Raw genomic sequence first — 17,647 nt, 5'->3', positions numbered from 1 at the left:
CGATGCTGCGACCGATGCTGTGCGGGACGATGGCTGCGGCATTGCTGGCGGGTGCGATGCTGTCGTCGTATGCCCAGGTGCCGGTGGATGACGGCGCCCGGTTGAAGATCCAGCAGACGACGCAGCAGTGGTACGACAATTATCGGAAGAACCAGCAGACCACGCGCGGCAATTCGGGCGACACGACGAACAGCTATGCGCCAGGGCAGGGCGCTGGCGGCATGGACTGCTCGTTCTTTGGCGGCGGCGCTGGCTGGGGCGGCGAGATCGGACCGAACAATCCGCGCAATGCGAGCCAGGAGCAGATCCGGCAAATGGTGGCGGACGAAGCCCGGCGCCAGGGTATCGATCCGAACTTTGCCATGGCGATCGCGGAACAGGAATCGCGTTTCCGCCAAAGCGCGGTCTCCGCGGTCGGAGCGCGCGGCACAATGCAGCTGATGCCGGCAACCGCCGCCAAGCTCGGCGTCAATCCCTACGATCTTCGCGACAATATCCGCGGCGGGGTGGCTTATCTCAAACAGATTATGGGCATGTATCCCGGGCGGCTGGATCTTGTCGCCGCCGGGTACAACGCCGGACCCAATCGGCAGTCTCTGCGCAACGGCGACATACCGCAGATTCCCGAAACCCAGAACTACGTGAACATGGTCAGCCAGTACTACAACCGCAACAAACGGCAATTTGGCGATCAGCGCCCGATGGGAGCCACGATCCCGCAAATGGTCTCGGCGCCGGCAGGTTGCGGTGAAGGCATCAAGGAGGCCGTGGACCGCAACACCGAAGCGCAGCTGCAGCGGGCTGAGACCTGGAATGCCTTCGTCGGCAAGGCGCTCGAGGCAAACCAGCTGCAGCAACAGACCATGCTTGGGCAACTGAAAGAAGCGTCGGCGTTCCTGAGGGGATCGGGCAGCGGTCAAAACGGCAATTTCGGTGACGACTCAGGCGAGATCAAGATCGCCGAAATCGCTTGCCCACCGGCGGTGGTGAACACCGGATCGACGCGTTGCTATGCGATTCCACCGAAATCGTCGACGTCCGATGTCCAGCGTTTGCTTCAATACCTGCAGGAGCAGGCGCGGATGCAGGGTCTCAACGCCACCTTCGCGGCGATGGAAGACAACGTGGTCGGGCTGGTGGCTGTCGTCGACAGCCGGCGGGCGCAATGAGCAAACTGAACGGTAACGAAGCGGAAGGACGTGAACCGATGGAGAAGATCATTCTTGGCAGCGCGGTAGCGCTCCTGTTGTCGACGGCGGCCTTTGCGCAGGTGCCGGTGACAGATGGCGCCAATACGGCGGTCAACGAGAAGATCAAGGCGCTGACGTCGCAAATCCAGTCGGACACGACTATCATCAAGGACAACACCACGAAGACGCTGCAGGCGATCACCGGCGACAGGGCGCAGGATGCCGGCCAGTTCTCGGCGCTGGCGACAGGTGGTGGATTCACGATGAGCCAGGCTCCGGATTTCGGCGCGATCCTGCAGGGGAATCAGGCGTCGTTCGGCGGGATCGGTGGCCAGTTCCAGAATATGGCGGCTCGGGTGATCAACGGCCTGAACCTCGTCAAGATGGTGAAGGACGCGGTGACCGGCGGCGAGCTCACCGGTGCGAACCAGGCTTACAATCAGGGGGTCCAGACGCTTACGGCCCTGACGGCGATGACGGATGCGATGAACGCCGCATCGAAGGAGCGGACGGACGCGTTCACCAATGCTGCCGGCGAGATTGGCAAGGCCCAGGACATGAAAGGCGCCCTGGAGCAGAACACGCAGATGGTGTTGCAGGGGAACCAGACCGCCAACGAAGCGGTCGGTGCCTTGAACAGTGCCGTCGTGCTGGAATCGCAGCGGTACAAGGCAGCCCTTTCCGAACAATCGCAATTCCTGAAGACCTTCGCCGCAGGGGCAGCTCGCAGACGCAACGGCCAGCAGCAAGACGGCCAGTCCGTCAGGGAGCAGCTCGAGCAGTTCGAAGCGCAGTCGCAGTGAAGCCACCCTGTTCCATCCCGTTGCTGGCCTGCCTCATCGCTCTTGCCGGCTGCGCCGGCCACAAGGAGCGTTTGGCGAAGTGCTCGGCTGACGAGAATCCGGTTGGCGAACTTGCGTATGGTCAACAGCCCGGCCCGAGTACCGGCGGGATCATCGTCCAACAGATGAGCGATGAATGTGGCCCGATGAGGCCGGTGAACCAGCTCTGACCGGAGGTGTTGCCAAATGGATCCGCGGGACGGGCTCACCAATTTCTATGGAACCGCGCTCACCTATTTCGATCGGATCAACCAGGATACGATCGAGCGGGCTTGGGGGCTGTTTGCTGAAAACAAGGGACTGGTCACCTCCCTGCTGGCTCTGTTCCTGATCATCTATTTTCTGTGGGGGGCATTGGGCCGGACCCACATCAGTGTCCAGGATATGGCCACCACCGGCTGCAAGGTCGCGCTGGCGTATGCGTTCGTGATGTCCTGGTCGGTCTTCCATGAGGATGTCGGAAAGCTGATCCTCGAGACGCCGGAGCAGCTTGGTGCAGCTCTGTCTTCGCGCATGGCCGGGATCGCTGGCGGTGCCAATATGGCGGACCAAGTCCGTCAGGTCGCCGAGAAGGTCTATGAGTTCGCATCGGCGATCGCGACGGCGCAGGCCGGGGGATGGATCGGCTCGATCGTCGGCGCGTTGCTCGTCCTGTTCATTGTTGGCGGCGGGTTGATCCCCATGCTTCTGGTCCTGACGGGCGTGACGCTGTTTGCAAAGATGACGGTCGCTGTGATGCTTGCCGTAGGGCCTATCGCGATTCTCTGCAATTTCTTCGGTATCTCCAGATTCGTCTTCGAGGGCTGGGTGAAGGGAATAGCGTTCGGAATATTCACGCTGCTTTTTTCCTACATCATTGCCGGCTTCTGTTTCGGCTTTGTCCGTTCGTATCTGGATTCAATCCAGATTGCGACAGCGACGCAAGAAGAGTCCTTCGGCGTGGCGGCCGGCCTGGTGCTCTACATGCTCGTTGTGGCGGCGTTTGTTTCCAAGGTGCCGTCATTGGCGCTTTCATTCGCATATGGAGCGGCATTTTTTGGACTCCCTGCCGCGGGCACCGTTGGCGAGGGATTGCGGACCGCCAGAAATAGCGGGTCGAGAGCCGCAAGTCTTGCAGCGAGTATAACCCCCGCGGGTGTTACGGGGAACGCGGTACGAGGCACGATGGCCATGGCGGGAGATATGGGGCGAGGAACTCGTGCCATGGGGCGGATGCTTGCCGGTCGAATGCGAGGCCGTTCCGGATAGCAACATGGGGACTGAGATTGGTGTCACTTTCTACTTTTCTTCTACTATCGTGTAATTTAAGGTTCTCCCATCGTGTAACCGCGGACGATCTGTTCGCGGCGATTCCCGGGATCTATGCGGAGATGAATTCGGGTGGCGTTGTTCAGGAAAAAGGCATTTGGCAAGCCCGAGTGGAAAGTTCCAGGTCCTGACGGAATCTATCAGCAGCATTTGACATGGGGGGCGCGGCAGAGATCGCTCCTCTCACTGCTTGCGTTCGTGCTCGGCCTTGCGGCGATCGCGGGATGGGCCGTCGCCGGCATCTCGGTGTGGTCGTCAGCGCAGTTGTTTCCATTAAAATCGACCGAGGTCGTGCCGCTGATCGTCGACAAGGCGACCGGGTACATGGAGACAGCAACAACGCTCGAAAAGGACCGGTCTGTCTCCGAGCTACAGGCGGTGAGGGCGGCCTTCATCGGCAATTACGTGATCAAGCGTGAGACTTACGATCCGCGGTACCTCGCCGACACTTTCGACATGATCCAGTTGTGGTCGGACCCCAACGGGCGTGCGTTCCGCGAATATGAAGAGCTGATGAATCCGGGCAATCCGAGGTCGCCCGTCAAGAGGATCGGCGCGGAGGGCGATGTCCGCGTGCACCTACTATCCGTCAATCCCCTGAACAACGAGACGATGAACGTGCGCTTCGAGACGGAAGAGCGCCGTCAAGGCGGAATGGCCAAAGTCGACAGGTGGTCGGCGACGGTCCGCTACCGGCAGGGTAACCTGGAAATGAGCCAGAGGGTACGGATGTTCAATCCGCTGGGCTTCCTGGTCACGGACTACACCAGGGTTCCGGAAATGATGCCGAGCGGGCTCCCGCAATGAGGAGGGTGGCACTGGCAGCGATGACGATTGCGTTGAGCACGGCACTGGCGCACGCGGAATTGGTGGCGCAGCCAGGACGGTACGACCCTCGTATACGTACCGTTCCCTATTCCTCGGAGCAGGTGTTCGAGGTCACCGGCACCTACGGCATGGTCACGGTGATCCTGTTCGGCAAGGACGAGGAGATCACGCAGGTCGTCGCCGGCGACACCGTCTCCTGGCAGATTCTGCCCTCGGCCGACCGCGGCTCGCTCACGCTGAAGCCGATGGAGAAAGATGCCGCGACGAACATGTCGGTGATCACCACGAAACGCACTTATTCGTTCGAGCTCCTGGTCAACGATTCCGGAAACCAGCACAACCAGACCTACAAGCTTCGATTTTCCTATCCCGAAGATGCCGGGATGAAAGGCATGGCGGAGTTATGGAAGCAGGCCCAGGAGGCGCAGAAAAATCCGAACATCAAGAATATCCGCCGCGATCACGTGAATTATGACTACGGCTTCAAGGGAGACCCCGGCGCGAAACCGGTGTGGGTCTTTGACGACGGGATCAAGACCTTCATGAAGTTCTCCGGCGACACGCCGGCGATATTTGTCGTCGACAAGAAGCGACGCGAGTCGCTGGTGAATTATCGTCGGGAGCAGGACTACATCGTGATCGACACGGTGTCGCGCCAATGGACGCTTCGCTTCGGCACGGAGACGGAAACCTGCCTGTTCAATCTGCGCACGGCGCCGGCCGACGAGCAGCCCCCGATCGAGGGCGTCGTGGCACCGAAGCCGCTGGGAAAGGGATGGGCGTATTCGAGCGGTAGGAGCGTGAGGTAGGCCGATGTCTGATCCGCAATACAGCCATGGTATCGAGAACGAGGCGACGATCGGCGGCGCGGTGCGGCGGCGCGGGATAGGCATCGGTCGGCCTCTGGCGCTGCTGGCAGCACTCTTCGCCGTTGGGATCGTGCTCTATGTGGCCTTCTCGACACCGCCGGAAAAGGTCGCGACGAACCAGTCGGAACCCGAAACGTTCGCCCCGGTGAGAGTGCCGGAAAGCCCAGGCTTCAACACACCGCGGCCCCCGCCGCCGATCCCCACCGTGGTGGTGCCGGAGGCCCCGCCACCCCCTCCGCCACCACCACCGGTGGAACAGGTCGAGTTGCCGCCAGTGCTGGAGCAGCCGGTCGACTGCTCGAACGGAAACAATCCCGACGATCCAAAGTGTATCGAACTCGCACGCCAGCAAAAGTTGCTTGAGCGGGTGAAGGCGAATGCAACGGTATATGACCAGTCGCATGACCAGCAGGGCACGGATATGGCGCAGGCATCGATCCAGCCGGGTGGGGATGGACAAGGGATGGCCGGCCTGAACGGCGAAGATTTCTCCGGGCAGGGCGGCCCGGGAGGAGCCGGCCGCGACGGCACGGGCGGAGATGCCAATAGAGCCTTTCTGGCGGCGATGGGAAACCAGGACGTGGCGTTGTCGCGGGCCGCGAAAAACAATCGCACCGATGCCTGGATCGCACAGGGCACCATGATCAGCGGCACGTTGGAAACCGCCATCAACTCGGACCTCGCCGGCATGGCGAAGGCCACTGTACGTGATGACGTCTATTCTTTCGACGGCCGTCGCATCCTGATCCCGGCCGGGTCGAGCCTGATCGGCGACTACAAGGCTGACATCCAGCAAGGCCAGGAGCGCGTTTTCATCGTCTGGACACGCATGATCCGGGGCGATGGGGTTTCAGTCCAGCTCGGTTCCTTCGGAACGGACCGGCTCGGACGCTCGGGCATGACAGGGAAGGTGGACAGGAAATACTGGGAACGCTTTGGGCCGCCGGCGCTGCTCACGATGATCGGCGGAGCGGCACAGTATGTGGCCACGCTCGGAAACCCCGATCGCAACAACGACATCACCATCGTCAATCCGGATGGCACGGTGACACGGATACCGCAAAGCAGCACCGAAACGCCCGAACAGCAGGCGCGCGGCATTGCAGCCCAGACGATCGCAGCCGGCATCCAGCAGATGGCCGCGGAAGCTTTCGGCAATACCAGGGATATCAGGCCGACGATCCATATCGACCAGGGTTCGGACATTAACGTGTTCGTGACCCGCGATCTCGATTTCTCCGATTTGTACAAAGACCCGGTCGTCGAGGAGTTCGAGCGGCTGAAGAGGTCGAGGCGAGCAGGCCGATGACGATGGATTCTGCCAGCGACAAGGCCCTGCATGTTTCGGCCGACAAGGTGGTGACACCGCTCAAGAAGGTCGATGCCACGACCAGCAGGAGGGATATCGATCTTCATTGGCTTGGCGAGGCGCTGAAGCCGATCAGGAAGTATCTCGATGATCCGGAGGTGGTCGAAATATCCTGCCAGAAGCCGGGGGAGCTGTGGCTGGAGAAAGGCGGCAGCCTGGTGATGCAGAGGATCGAGGAACCGACCCTCACCGAGCATGCGGTCGAGAACATGGCCGTACGGTCGGCTGCCTTGACCGCTCAGGTGATCAATCGCGAAAACCCGTTGTTGTCGGCCGTCCTGACGGGCGGCGAACGCGTTCAGTTCGTGCTTCACCCGGCCTCCGCGACCGGCCACGCTTTTTCCATCCGCAAGCAGTTCATCCGGCGGCTGTCACTGGTGGACTACGAGAAGCGTGGCGCCTTCGACCATGTGAAGGTGACGGGAGACGACGATATCGACGAGGTCGACCGGGAATTGTCGGTCTTGCTGCGCAGCAAGCAGGTACGGAAGTTCCTGGAAGTTGCTGCGTCCGAACATCGTTCCATGCTGGTGTCGGGCGGCACGTCGTCGGGCAAGACGACGTTCCTGAACACGATGCTGACGGCAATTCCCATGCACGAGCGCTTCGTCCTGATGGAGGATACGCGCGAGTTGGAGCCCCGGCACGAAAACGTGGTGTCGCTTCTGGTCTCAAAAGGCGACCAGGGCGAAGCGAAGGTTTCGATGGCCGATTTGCTGGCGACGGCGCTGCGCCTGCGCCCGGATCGGATCTTCATGGGCGAGCTGCGCGGCCCGGAGGCTTTTGACTTCCTGAACGCTATCAACACGGGCCACCCCGGTTCGATGACCACGATCCACGCGAATTCGCCGCATCAGGCGTTCAACCGCCTGTCCACGTTGATCGTCAATGCCGGAGTCCGCATGGAGAGGGATGACATCCTCAAATACATCCGCTCGATCATTCCAATTGTAGTGCAACTGCGCAAGGGCGACGAAACCGTCAGCAGGGGGGTGAGCGAGATCTATTTTCGGGACGAGGTCAACGAGGATGGCGAAAAGGTTCACAGCCAGGTCTTTTGAGGACGCGCGTCGTCATTCGGGAAGCGATGCCGCGGCCGAGCCGGAACAATGGGTCGAAACGACGCCGCGGGCCGTCAATGACCGGCCGGTCAAATTCTCTGATGACAGCGGATTGCTGCAGGATCCCTTCGAGATCGATGCCGCGATGTTGCGGGCCGCGGTTGATGAGGTGCCACAGCCGAAGCGGCTGACGGCCCTACGGCGATTTTCGTTTCTGACCTTTCCCGTCGTCATCGCGATGGCGGTGCTGATGTGGCTCATGACGTTCGTATTCATATACGACATGTATTCGACGTCGTTCGGCCAGGCCTCGTTCATCGACTATGTGAGGCGCGCGCCGTTCATGGACGCGGCGAGGCAGATTTCGATAGTCGTGTTCACGCGCAATACGGTCGGGCTGTCGCTGCTTGGCCTCGCAGTTGTGTTTCCGCTCATCTATGTCTGGATGACCTGGTGGATGCTGAAGGGCGGTCGGTCGCTGTCGCGCCTGCTCCTCTATCTTTTGCATGTCCGGTCGATCTTCAGCCTGCTGACGACTTCCGGTCTGGTGTTCGCGGCCTGTTGGGCAGGCGTGGTCGTCTATGGCGTGATCTTTTATCTGATCGCCACCAAGGGCCTGACGCTGGACGCCGTCGCAAACTATTACGGCAATGCCTTGACCGCCATGTATCAGGCGCCTTTCGGCGGCACCAATGCCGCTGGCCAGTTCGTCGCACCGGCGAAGTTGACGGTCCTCGCCGGCCTGGGTGGACTTGCCGCGGCGGGCCTTCTGATTGGATTCCCGATCGTGAGGGCCGTGATCCACCGCGAGCGCCAGGTATTCGGTCATTCCCGACTGGCGAATCTGCGGGATGCCGCCGACTACCGATTGCGCGAGAAGAGCGGCATCGTGCTCGGATACAAGCAGGGGATGCTGCTGCGCTCGGACAGCGATCAGCATGTCATGGTGATCGGCTCGCCGGGGCAGGGCAAGTCACGCAGCTTCGTCATGCCGACGATGATGAACTACGCCGGATCGATGTTCATCCTCGATATGAGCGGGGAGCTCTACGAGAAAACCTCCGGCTATATGAAGAAGAAGGGCTATGAGGTCTACCTCATGGCGCCCGGCCAGCATGGAACGCACTGTTTCAATCCGCTGGATGTGATCAGCAAGGATCCGCATCAGCGCATTACCGATCTCCAGAAACTCGCGCAGATGCTGATGCCGGAACGGCTGCGTTCGGACTCGAACGATTTCTGGGAGGAAAGCGCCAGGATACTGCTGGTTGCCATGCTGGGCTTTGTGATCGAATGCCCGGATACGCGCAAGTCGTTGAGTGAGCTTTATCGTATCCTCAATTCCATGTCGGATGAGCGCACGGCGATCGCGCAGCTCCTGTCGCAATACGGCGATCATCTGTCCGACCAGACGCGCATGCAGCTGACGAAGTTCATCGGCCGCCATGAAAAGCTGGGGGAGGGGATCGCGGCCGAGATCGGCGCGAAGTTCAACTTCCTGCAGAACGAGCTTATCGAGGCGATGACGTCGGTGACGACGATCCCGATAACCGAGATCCGCAAGCGCAAGATGGTCATCTACCTGCAGGCCGACTGGAACATCATCCAGATGTATGAGCGGCTGATTTCGATCTTCGTACAGCAGATGGCCGACAATCTGGTGCAGCTTGGCCCGCTGCGCAATGGCGAGCACGAAGTTCTGATGATGCTCGATGAGTTCGGCAATGGTGGGCGGCTCGACACGGTGCTGACGCTTGCGCCGCTGATCCGGAAGAACGGGGTGCGGTTTGTGTTCATCCTGCAGGACGGCGCGCAGCTGGAGCGGCTATATCAGCGTCCGGGTCAAAAGATATTGATGGGGACTTCGACGATCAAGCTCTACATGAATTTCCAGAATGTCGAGGACGCGCAGGCCGTGTCCCAGATTGCAGGCGTCGACACAAAGCTGATGCCGCAGCCGTCATATTCGTATCGCCACGGCCGTCGTGACAGTGGAGGATCGGTGATGCCGATGCGCGTGGAATTGCTTCCTGTCCATGCGCTGATGCAGATGAAGCCGGAAGAGGCGATCCTCCAAGTGACCGGCATGCCGATCATGCGCATCATGAAGCTCGATTCCGGAGGTGAGCGGCAATTCCGGGCGATGGACAGATATGAGGAAATCCGCAAGCCACGGATTCAGCCGAGGACGTGGACGCTCGAGGATGACGAGAAGTTCAAAGCGAAGCCCGCTTCGCTCGAAGGCGTGATGACGCGTCAAATGCTCCATCCCGATGCTCGGGTTGTCCAGCGACGCGTGGCGACATTGAAGGCCGGCGGCGTAACCAGTACGGCTTTGAGAAAGCCGTCCAACGCGCGTCCGGTAGATTTTCTGTGGCAGGATGTCGGCGGAAAACGACACATATTCTTTTCCTCGCTCGATGAGCTGACGATCAGGCTGAATCTCGATGCGACCCGCGTGCCGGGAATAGAGCCTGGAGAAACGCCGGCGCACTCAAAGGATCCGGCTGAAGGTACAGGAGCGCGGGAGCGGCGGCATCCCGCGGACAAGGGTGGCTCGGCCGAAGCGAAATCGGAGTCCGATCGGGAGCGCGCATATTTCGGGGAAGCCGACTTTGTCGACGTTGACACTGGTGAGCTTATGGAGGAACACCGCGCGGACGACGACGATCTTGAGGTCAACGTGCGTGCTTTGTTGAAAGAGAGCTACTCCCCGCCGACGCATCGCGATCGATCGCCGGCGTTGTCGCGACAGGCCGTTACGGGGCAGGAGGCCAACGTAGTGCGTTCTCCGATCCTGAAGCGCCAGGAGGTGAGCAGCCAGTTCGGCAAAATGAACGCGGCATTGCATGCTATGCTCGATGAGAGTGCCAAGGCCGTTGAAAATGTCGATGCGCTCGCCCTGAATGATGGTCTCGAATCCATGTGGCGAACCACGATTGACCGTATGGAAAGCGAGGAGACAAAAGCGCTTGTTCGCAGCCACGCCGCATTGGTGATGGACCCAATCGGGGAAGAACGGGGAGGGGATTCGTGATCTGCACAGATCGTCCCGCAGTCCGAAGGCATGCACAAGTTGCAAATCGGCATGAGACCGCTCGGGCTTTTCGTTGTCTTAAGCCAGAATGCCGCCAGGGCCAGATTTCGGCCCTGTCATCCACGCCGGAATGGATGCGATGTCCTCCAGGATATTTGCCGCTTTTGCCCACTTGGCGAAGTTGTCGCGCGCGGAGTCAAGCTGGTGCCCGCCGTCCAGCGCCGCGTAGCAGGCACGCCGGATTGTTTCATAGGGAACGTCCTGCAGTTCTGCCGGCCATTCGTCGAGGAAATCGATGGCGTCATGAAGGGAAGCAATTTCGATAATGGTGAAGCTTCCGCCCTTTACAAAAACAGGCCTCTCGAAAAGCTTGTCGTTCATCTCATCCTCCGGCTGTTCTCGCGCGGCATATCGCCATGCAAGCCGAAAATATGAGTTCCGTGGCGCCCGGCTTCAAGGTGCAGCTTTGCGCCTTCATGTCTGCAGTTCATTGCGTCTTTGCCAGTGATGTTAATAGACGTCGCCTCTAAGGACGGGACGCCGAAAATCCGGCATCGCATCAACAAGGATCTGCTGCACTGTCCCTATATGGTTGGGATTAATCCTTACTCTGCCACAAGCTTGAGAGGATAGTGGCGAGCGCTAGTTCGAGTGCGCCGGAGCTATCGACACACCGTCTATTTGCAAGGTGATCACTTCCACGACGGAAGCCGGTGAAAAGGCTTCTACGGATCGCCAGAACAAGTGCGTGCAATAGCGTGCACCGGTTCTTCCACCTGTCACCAGAATTATACCCCATAGGGCATAAGATATTTGGTAATGACAAAGATAAAGTCGATTCCCATATTGAAAACGGGCTGGAAGCGCGAAGGCCCGACGACTCATTGTCCCGGCGCGAGCCATGTTTTACCTCGAACGCTAATGTTGGTAACAACACCTCGGCGGTGAGAGAAGGAATGAAACACGAAAAACCCACCGACGAAATAATAGCCCGCGCCTTATGCCGGCATGCAGGCAACCCGGAGGATATTATCCACAAGGGCGCGCCTTTGTGGGCGAGCTATCTGCCGGAGGCGCAAGCAGTCTTGAAGTCGCTTGAGGAACACGGCTTTCACCTCCTCGGGCGTACCTCGAAAATGTGAGATTGGAAAAGACCGGCGCACCGAAGCGCGACCGGCCCTTCTTGCTGCCAGTACATCCGTGGTCAGCATCTCATGATCAAATATCGGGGATGGGCAGGCAAGTTACCACAAGGCGTATGCGACAGTATCCGAACTGTGGAATGCGCCAATCGCACGCTTGACGCGCGATCGATTTGCCCCGCACCTTAAGCCGGCATAGCAGGAGCGTGGCATGGCGTCGAATATCCTGGATCGTTTGCGTGACAATGGCCGAATGGCCGTCGAAACGGTGCGCTGTATTGTCAAATTCGCCTCGGTCTCCGAGATCGACCCATCCATGAGAGAGTGTCTCAGTGAGGGCGTCGAGAAGCGGCGCTGGGAAATCGTCCAGATCATGGACCAGCTTGCGTCGAGGGAACGCATAGCTGAAACGGAACAGTTGCTAAACGTCGCAAGGCAGGTGGAGCAGCTGTGGGATAATATTGCAAAGCGTCTCGGCGCTGACGATGATGTGAACGCCCGAATGCGAAAGGCGGCCTGACCGCGCTTGTACAAGGCTGTGCGGGGGTGTTACGTGCCTCCCGCCCGCTGGCATATTCCCTTGTGAAATGTTCTCAATTTTTCACCTTGGCGCGCGATCAGATTGCTGAATGGACCTCCGCACATGGACAACCGCGCCTACCGGACAGCCAACATTATTGTGCGCGGGAAGGTTTGCATCGTTGAAGTTCACGTCAAGGCGGCCGGTCTCTGGGAGGCGCGGGGATCGCTCGACGGCTCGATGATCGTTGCTGAAGGCACTTCGTCGGGTGGAGCGCTCGCTATTTGGCGACAGATGGCCGGGGCATGATGTGGCGACCACGCCTGCCGGTATCGGACGTTGACACGGGTAAGTTTATGGCGGGAGACGCGCCGACGGTGACGATCTTTAGGTCAACATGCATGCGTTGCTTCAAGAGAGCTACGTCCCGTCCACGCATTACGATCGGTCGCAGTCGAAAGCTCCAAGGCCGTTGAAAATGTCGATGCGCTCGCCCTTAATGATGGTCTCGAATCTATGGGGCGAGCCGCAATTGACCGTATGGAAAGCGAGGAAACCAGAGAGCTGGTTCGCGACCATGTCGCATTGGTGATGGACCTGATCGGAGAAGAACAGGGGAGGGGGATCATGAACTGCATAGATCGTTGCGCAGCCCGAAATCCTGCACTTCTGAAGAGTTGGGGCGCGTTCAACCGGGCTGAGGTAGGGCATGCGAATGCGACATGTATTTTACCTGCGCGACGTTCGTTACCGCGCCGGAATATGCACTTCGGTAGCGTGAGCGGCGCCTGCGTGAGATTGCCACCTAGCGGATGACGGACAGGCGATGGGATTTCAGAGGAAGGCAGAGCGTCACGAATGTACGCGTCGAAGGATTGAGCAACTTCTTACGGATCTGAACGAACTGTGGGCTGCGACGGAAAGTGAACTGGATTGTCTATCTCAGCGGCCGCGATCATCATAGATTTCTGGGAAGCGTTCGAAGTTGCCGGTTCACCACGTACACGTCTGGAATGGGGTGGAAAGCCGATTGGCGGCTTTCGGTTGGCTGCCCAAGGGAAAGAAGACGCTCCGATCAAGGGGCAAACTACGGTTTCGCGCCGCATGTCGGAAGTCGAGATCAGCTTTCCGGCTCCTAAAAGCCGTAATCCGAAGCGACCACGCGGACGGTGGTTGTAGAGAAAGCGAGCGAACTAGACTGATGTTTCAAGATTGGCCGGTACCTCAATCGATTGAGAGATGGCCTTTTCAGCTTCTTCTAGAATGTGCTGATGCGCCGTCAGTTTTAACTTCTCCAGCTCCTCTCGCGCAGACGTAAGAAGCTCGCTCGCCTCTGGCAACCCGGCGCGCGCCGCCTCGCGTGCCAAATAAACGCGCGCTATCGCGATCATCTGGGGCTTTTGGAGTTTTTTGAAACCCTCAATCGCGTCACGGTAATAAGTCATTCCGGCCTGATGCTGGCCACTGCGCATGCTGATCAAGCCGCGGTTTGCTTGACTTACAAGCCAAAGCCTTTCGTCCTCCTGCCCGATCCCACGTAGTGACTGCTCCGCCTCCTTAAGTCGCCCTAAATGTGCGAGCGAAAACGCCTGGTTGTTAAGCAGCAATTTTGCATTAGGGCGAACGAGCAGTCCTTGCTGGGCGAGTTTCAAAGCCTTTTCGTAGTCCCCAATCATCGCGGCTGTTGAGGAGCCAACTTCGAATGGTCGTATAGAGTAGGGTTCTCCCTGTGACCAACGCTCGCATGCTGCTGGAACGTCCCCGAACTTCTTTTCTCGGAGGAGATGAAAGGCTGTCGCCTCATCCACCTCACTTGCAGTGGAAAAGGTCTGGGGAGAAACCAATTCAACATTGAATTCGGGTGATGCCCATTCAGCTTGAGCCACCGCATTTCCCGAAGGGTCGGTTAGGCTAGTTCGGAAGAAATCGCGCGACTTCTTTCTCTTGCCTGCCCCAAGCTCCAAGGTCGCAATTGCACCAGAAAGTTCGGTAATTTGTCTCGGATAGAACTGCCCCTGTTCGACTAAGCGACGTCCCTGTTCAAAATATCGGGGCTTTTGTCCGGCCAGTTCGGCAATTGAAAGTTCGGCTGCGATTAACCACGGGTCTGACTTCGTAGCGCCGCTCCTCAGCAGTATGTCATAGGCGCGGTCAGGATCGCCCAAATGAAGAAACAGGCGTGAAGCGGATCGGAGGACATGTCGATCATTCGGCGCGAGCTGTAGCGCGATTTGCATAGACCGCAAGGCAGATTGATGTCGGCCCGCTATGACATCAAAAAGGGACAATTCAACCCATCCCAGTGGATTGTTCGGATACATTCGAGTTCTTTCTCGCCAAACGCGTTTCTCGTCGCTGGCGAGTATTTCGAGACCATTCGGGACTTCGTTCTCGTATCCGGCCCTCTTTAACGTGAGTGCTGCGAGCCTCTTCAATGGTGCGGTGGCTGTTGAACGAGGATCAAGCAGGAAGCGTGCGGCATGTGCTGCCTCACTTTCTTTCGCGGCCACAACTGCGGCTTCTACCAGTTCCCCCGCTGAGACGATGGATTGATCAGCGCGCCACCGAGCGAGCTTGTCGAGAAGGTCGCGATCAATTGGCAGAGCACTTGAGCTCTCATTCAATCGGGGAGGCGTCGCTAGCTCGCGAGCTTTCGCGGTGACAGCTAATCTACGCCAGCGAGGGACAAGCCGACGCTTCCTAGTCCAGATGGAGGGTATCATGCAGTCCGCCGCGCTATACGGGTCTTTATCTCCAAGACCTTCACCGCATGTGTGAGTCTAGAGACGTAGCGTTCCAGCGAAAACTGGTTGGGCCGGCCTGTTGCCTTTGGGTCACCCCGCAGCTCTAGGTCGGGATTGCACAGTTCCTTAACAATGCTCAGTATTTCCGTCCGTACCTCCAGCGGCAGCCTCGTCTGAAGCTCCTCAAGAGCGCGCGAAAATGCTTCCTGCAGATATGGAAGGACTGAGGAATAGTCTGCACGCCACCGCGTCCAGTGATGTTGTTGGTCAAGCCGAGCGAGCAAGGAGCCGGTCATGTTTGTTCCCGTGAACAGGAAAGCAGCCAAATTGCCCAGCATGTAGAGGTCGCATCCCATCCGCCTCGGAATGAAATCGGTGTGGACAAAGCCGTAGAGCAACTCGGGAGGCGCATAGGTGCGGTCCCCGGGAAACGGCACATCGTCATGCCACACAGAGCTGCCGCGACGTGATGAGCGACCGAAATCTGCTAGCTTGAAGCCCCCGTTCTGATAGCAAAGGACGTTTGACGGCTTCAGGTCCTGATGGGCGATGATTTCACGATGAACCTGCGCCAAACCCAAGCATGCGTCGCGCAGTGCCCTCATGCACCAGACGGCATCCGAAGCGTCGGCTTCATCCATTTGGACGCGGACATCGCCGTCAGCCTTCTCGAAAAGTAGATAGTAGACCCGCCCTTCCATTGCGCTCATGCCAGGAACGTCCACATATCCATGACCGATAGCGAGGCTCACATGAGACATTCGACGTCCTCGACAATGCTCAAGGATGTCACGCTCATGCTCGAACGATGCCGTCAGAACGCCTAGTGTTTTCAAGGTGTCTGCGCCTGGTTCAAAAGCGTCGGAGAAGTCGAAGGCCTTCAAGAACGCGATACGCCCTTCTTTTTTAGCCAAGTAACTATGAGAGAACATCCCCCCGGTGCCGTTTGGCGAACGCTCCAGTTGTTTCTCTACCTTCCACCCACCATCAACTTCGAGGTTCAATAGTTTGGCAGCAGCGCTCACTTCATCGCTCCGAGTCTTGCTCCAACCACTTGCGACACGAGTTCTTGCCCATCCTGACTAAGGAACAACGCCCGCTTTCGCGGATCGTCTGGACTGATCTCCTGCGCTATGAGTGGCTTTGGAGGTGGGGTTCCTTGGCCTTGGTAACGTCCCAGCAGGACAGAGACATACCGGCTTGCAGTAGCTTGCGGCGCGCCTACCCGCTCGGCTAGCTCATTAACTGACAGACCGGGATGGGTCGCCACGGTGAGCAAACTCACCAAGTGGGCTAAGCTCAATTGATCCTGCACAGGCTGCAGCGCCGCTGCCATCCGCTCCGCCGCCCGGTGCTGCTCCTGCGTCAATGTTGAGTTCATATCCATTCCGAAGTTTAAATCCAAACATGAATATATATGATACTGCGGCGATTTCAAGATGCGCGCATTTGGGAGTGCGAATGGCAGCTCTCGGGGCTTCAAATTGGAATTGATAGAGGCTACCCAGCGTAGGCTATGCCAAATTTTGGGCTGCTAGAATTAACATGGTTCCCCACCGAGGCTCGCCAAGCTACGCTAATTGATGGCTTCGCATGGCGGGCCCCGCGGTAAGCGTCCAAGAAAAAAGGTTGTATTTCCACATAACTGAGTTCACGGGTCCGTCCGAGAAGGCGAAGAAACAGAAAGACAAATGGCTGTTCGTTAAGGCTGGCGAGCCGATCTTCGCGATCGCCGGCATCTGGCGGGACACGAATGAGGCCGGCGAGGCCTTACCACCATGCTGACAATAGCACCCGGTCCGGACATCGCGTCCTACCACGATCGTCAGATCGACATTCTGGAGCGCGACGCGTGGGTCGACTGGCTCGATCCTTCGGTGCCGGCGCAATCGCTGATCCTCCCATTGCCGGCCGGATCGCTTTCGGTCGAACAGGTCGGATAATGCGTTTCGTCTTTCCTCATAGCCATGCCTTTCCGCGCGGTCGTGTAACCGTCGAAGTTGATGGAAGCAGCGGTCCGGAGTGCCTGGTCGAGTTCGGCGACGGTATTGCCATCATCGCGCGATGGCAACGCGACGGCGAGCAATTGGATCTTCACATTCCAGCGTATCGCACCGCGAAGGGCACGCAGGTCGTAGCCCACGACTGGCGACTGATCCAGCGCAAGGACGGTGGATGGCGGGTGGAGAGGCGCGATCAGTGAAGTCAGACATCCGGGGATATCAAGAGGCGATGACGCGGTTCGTTGCCTTCTCGATGAACAATGCACGCCGCGCTTGTTTTGATCGCACCGTCTAGGTTAGAAAGTGCAATAAAAGTTAGCAATATCAATGCGTTAGTTCCATAAGATAGATTCTCTGACTCGCATCCACAAAAAGCCCGCCGCGTGGGCTTCGATAACGCGACGGGCTGCGACGATGTATCATCGCCCAATAGCTTGAGGCGGGGGCGATGCTGCGGCAATTCAGTCGATAGGCGAAGCATCAGCCCCAAAAAGCCGCCTCGTATATAAACGCGCAATCGCCGATTATACCTGTTGGCAGCAACTGCCGTATCAGCGCCGGATATATTAGCCACCCGCCCAAACGCGCCGACCTATCCGTTCACATCTTCGACGCTTGCCCGAGAACGTGAAAACCGTTCTCTTCGAGCGCTCAGGATCGCCGATGCCTCGGGCAGGTAACTAACCCCCAAAAGGCATTCTCATGTGTGGCGCATCTTCCGGGTTTCCTACCAA

General features: G+C 58.6%; 17 protein-coding genes and 1 pseudogene. 14 read left to right on the top strand and 4 right to left on the bottom strand.

What is annotated here, in order from left to right; genetic code table 11:
* The first annotated feature begins 2 nt into the window (after window positions 1-2).
* The 8 genes from DY251_RS18715 to DY251_RS18675 all read left to right on the top strand — a co-directional run bounded on the left by DY251_RS18715 (window position 3) and on the right by DY251_RS18675 (window position 10,504).
* The gene (locus DY251_RS18715; RefSeq protein WP_116625438.1) at window positions 3-1,169 is read left to right on the top strand and encodes a lytic transglycosylase domain-containing protein; all 1,167 of its coding nucleotides are present in this window, start codon (window positions 3-5) and stop codon (window positions 1,167-1,169) included.
* The gene (locus DY251_RS18710) at window positions 1,166-1,993 is read left to right on the top strand and encodes a conjugal transfer protein (protein ID WP_245416034.1); all 828 of its coding nucleotides are present in this window, start codon (window positions 1,166-1,168) and stop codon (window positions 1,991-1,993) included. The genes DY251_RS18715 and DY251_RS18710 overlap by 4 nt, the downstream gene beginning before the upstream one ends.
* Before the next feature lie 225 nt (window positions 1,994-2,218).
* The gene (locus DY251_RS18700; RefSeq protein WP_116625437.1) at window positions 2,219-3,280 is read left to right on the top strand and encodes a TrbL/VirB6 family protein; all 1,062 of its coding nucleotides are present in this window, start codon (window positions 2,219-2,221) and stop codon (window positions 3,278-3,280) included.
* 132 nt (window positions 3,281-3,412) lie between these two features.
* Window positions 3,413-4,147, top strand: coding sequence for a VirB8 family type IV secretion system protein (locus tag DY251_RS18695; protein WP_116625436.1), 735 nt, complete (start codon window positions 3,413-3,415; stop codon window positions 4,145-4,147).
* 20 nt (window positions 4,148-4,167) lie between these two features.
* Window positions 4,168-4,977 carry a P-type conjugative transfer protein VirB9 gene (gene virB9 / locus DY251_RS18690; RefSeq protein ID WP_245416033.1) on the top strand — a complete coding sequence of 270 codons (810 nt, stop codon included), beginning with the start codon at window positions 4,168-4,170 and terminating at the stop codon, window positions 4,975-4,977.
* Window positions 4,978-4,981: 4 nt separating this feature from the next.
* Window positions 4,982-6,346 (top strand): type IV secretion system protein VirB10, encoded by a 1,365-nt coding sequence (virB10, locus tag DY251_RS18685; protein WP_116625434.1) that lies wholly within the window; start codon window positions 4,982-4,984, stop codon window positions 6,344-6,346.
* Entirely contained in the window at window positions 6,343-7,467 is a 1,125-nt protein-coding gene (gene virB11 / locus DY251_RS18680) for a P-type DNA transfer ATPase VirB11 (protein WP_245416032.1), read from the top strand. Before virB10 ends, virB11 begins: the two co-directional genes overlap by 4 nt.
* Window positions 7,436-10,504 (top strand): type IV secretory system conjugative DNA transfer family protein, encoded by a 3,069-nt coding sequence (locus DY251_RS18675; protein ID WP_245416031.1) that lies wholly within the window; start codon window positions 7,436-7,438, stop codon window positions 10,502-10,504. Before virB11 ends, DY251_RS18675 begins: the two co-directional genes overlap by 32 nt.
* A gap of 78 nt (window positions 10,505-10,582) precedes the next feature.
* Here the strand turns inward: DY251_RS18675 and DY251_RS18670 are convergent, their stop codons facing one another.
* On the bottom strand, window positions 10,583-10,885 hold the full coding sequence (locus tag DY251_RS18670; RefSeq protein WP_116625433.1) for a DUF982 domain-containing protein: 303 nt from the start codon (window positions 10,883-10,885) through the stop codon (window positions 10,583-10,585).
* A gap of 575 nt (window positions 10,886-11,460) precedes the next feature.
* On the opposite strand from DY251_RS18670, the gene DY251_RS18665 reads away from it, so the two are divergent.
* The 4 genes from DY251_RS18665 (at window position 11,461) to DY251_RS21345 (ending at window position 13,345) form a co-directional block, all read left to right on the top strand.
* A complete protein-coding gene (locus DY251_RS18665; protein ID WP_116625432.1) occupies window positions 11,461-11,646 on the top strand; it encodes a hypothetical protein in 186 nt (61 codons plus the stop codon).
* Window positions 11,647-11,857: 211 nt separating this feature from the next.
* Complete coding sequence (locus tag DY251_RS18660) at window positions 11,858-12,166, top strand: hypothetical protein (RefSeq protein WP_147307464.1); 309 nt, start codon at window positions 11,858-11,860, stop codon at window positions 12,164-12,166.
* Window positions 12,167-12,289: 123 nt separating this feature from the next.
* Window positions 12,290-12,475: a hypothetical protein gene (locus DY251_RS18655; protein WP_116625430.1), complete on the top strand. Its 186-nt coding sequence runs from the start codon at window positions 12,290-12,292 to the stop codon at window positions 12,473-12,475.
* 624 nt (window positions 12,476-13,099) lie between these two features.
* Window positions 13,100-13,345 carry a hypothetical protein gene (locus DY251_RS21345; protein ID WP_147307463.1) on the top strand — a complete coding sequence of 82 codons (246 nt, stop codon included), beginning with the start codon at window positions 13,100-13,102 and terminating at the stop codon, window positions 13,343-13,345.
* Between the two features lie 14 nt (window positions 13,346-13,359).
* On the opposite strand, the gene DY251_RS18645 is transcribed toward DY251_RS21345, so the two are convergent.
* From DY251_RS18645 to DY251_RS21990, 3 genes are all read right to left on the bottom strand, one after another.
* Complete coding sequence (locus DY251_RS18645) at window positions 13,360-14,790, bottom strand: tetratricopeptide repeat protein (RefSeq protein WP_116625428.1); 1,431 nt, start codon at window positions 14,788-14,790, stop codon at window positions 13,360-13,362.
* 95 nt (window positions 14,791-14,885) lie between these two features.
* A complete protein-coding gene (locus tag DY251_RS18640; protein ID WP_116625427.1) occupies window positions 14,886-15,935 on the bottom strand; it encodes a protein kinase domain-containing protein in 1,050 nt (349 codons plus the stop codon).
* Window positions 15,932-16,246, bottom strand: a complete 315-nt coding sequence (locus DY251_RS21990; protein WP_425373320.1) for a helix-turn-helix domain-containing protein — start codon at window positions 16,244-16,246, stop codon at window positions 15,932-15,934. The genes DY251_RS18640 and DY251_RS21990 overlap by 4 nt, the downstream gene beginning before the upstream one ends.
* Window positions 16,247-16,557: 311 nt before the next feature.
* On the opposite strand from DY251_RS21990, the pseudogene DY251_RS18630 reads away from it, so the two are divergent.
* Together DY251_RS18630 and DY251_RS18625 are read left to right on the top strand one after the other, a co-directional pair.
* Window positions 16,558-16,853, top strand: a pseudogene (locus tag DY251_RS18630) (SOS response-associated peptidase family protein); the annotation flags it as partial.
* The gene (locus DY251_RS18625; protein WP_116625425.1) at window positions 16,853-17,113 is read left to right on the top strand and encodes a hypothetical protein; all 261 of its coding nucleotides are present in this window, start codon (window positions 16,853-16,855) and stop codon (window positions 17,111-17,113) included. The pseudogene DY251_RS18630 and the gene DY251_RS18625, both read left to right, overlap by 1 nt.
* The last annotated feature ends 534 nt before the right edge of the window (window positions 17,114-17,647 follow it).

Origin of the sequence: Mesorhizobium denitrificans (assembly GCF_003403035.1) — a bacterium.
In the GTDB taxonomy this organism is placed as follows: domain Bacteria; phylum Pseudomonadota; class Alphaproteobacteria; order Rhizobiales; family Rhizobiaceae; genus Mesorhizobium_G; species Mesorhizobium_G denitrificans.
Note: the sequence above shows the minus strand (reverse complement) of the source record. Positions and strands in the feature narration are given on the sequence as shown.

Excerpts from the sequence above, each read along its gene's own strand:
- virB9 (WP_245416033.1), top strand. The coding sequence starts at position 4,168 with ATGACGATTGCGTTGAGCACGGCACTGGCGCACGCGGAATTGGTGGCG.
- DY251_RS18710 (WP_245416034.1), top strand. The coding sequence starts at position 1,166 with ATGAGCAAACTGAACGGTAACGAAGCGGAAGGACGTGAACCGATGGAG.
- DY251_RS18660 (WP_147307464.1), top strand. The coding sequence starts at position 11,858 with ATGGCGTCGAATATCCTGGATCGTTTGCGTGACAATGGCCGAATGGCC.
- DY251_RS18625 (WP_116625425.1), top strand. The coding sequence starts at position 16,853 with ATGCGTTTCGTCTTTCCTCATAGCCATGCCTTTCCGCGCGGTCGTGTA.
- DY251_RS18700 (WP_116625437.1), top strand. The coding sequence starts at position 2,219 with ATGGATCCGCGGGACGGGCTCACCAATTTCTATGGAACCGCGCTCACC.
- DY251_RS18655 (WP_116625430.1), top strand. The coding sequence starts at position 12,290 with ATGGACAACCGCGCCTACCGGACAGCCAACATTATTGTGCGCGGGAAG.
- DY251_RS18665 (WP_116625432.1), top strand. The coding sequence starts at position 11,461 with ATGAAACACGAAAAACCCACCGACGAAATAATAGCCCGCGCCTTATGC.
- virB10 (WP_116625434.1), top strand. The coding sequence starts at position 4,982 with ATGTCTGATCCGCAATACAGCCATGGTATCGAGAACGAGGCGACGATC.
- DY251_RS18670 (WP_116625433.1), bottom strand. The coding sequence starts at position 10,885 with ATGAACGACAAGCTTTTCGAGAGGCCTGTTTTTGTAAAGGGCGGAAGC.
- DY251_RS21990 (WP_425373320.1), bottom strand. The coding sequence starts at position 16,246 with ATGGCAGCGGCGCTGCAGCCTGTGCAGGATCAATTGAGCTTAGCCCAC.
- DY251_RS18675 (WP_245416031.1), top strand. The coding sequence starts at position 7,436 with ATGGCGAAAAGGTTCACAGCCAGGTCTTTTGAGGACGCGCGTCGTCAT.
- DY251_RS18715 (WP_116625438.1), top strand. The coding sequence starts at position 3 with ATGCTGCGACCGATGCTGTGCGGGACGATGGCTGCGGCATTGCTGGCG.
- virB11 (WP_245416032.1), top strand. The coding sequence starts at position 6,343 with ATGACGATGGATTCTGCCAGCGACAAGGCCCTGCATGTTTCGGCCGAC.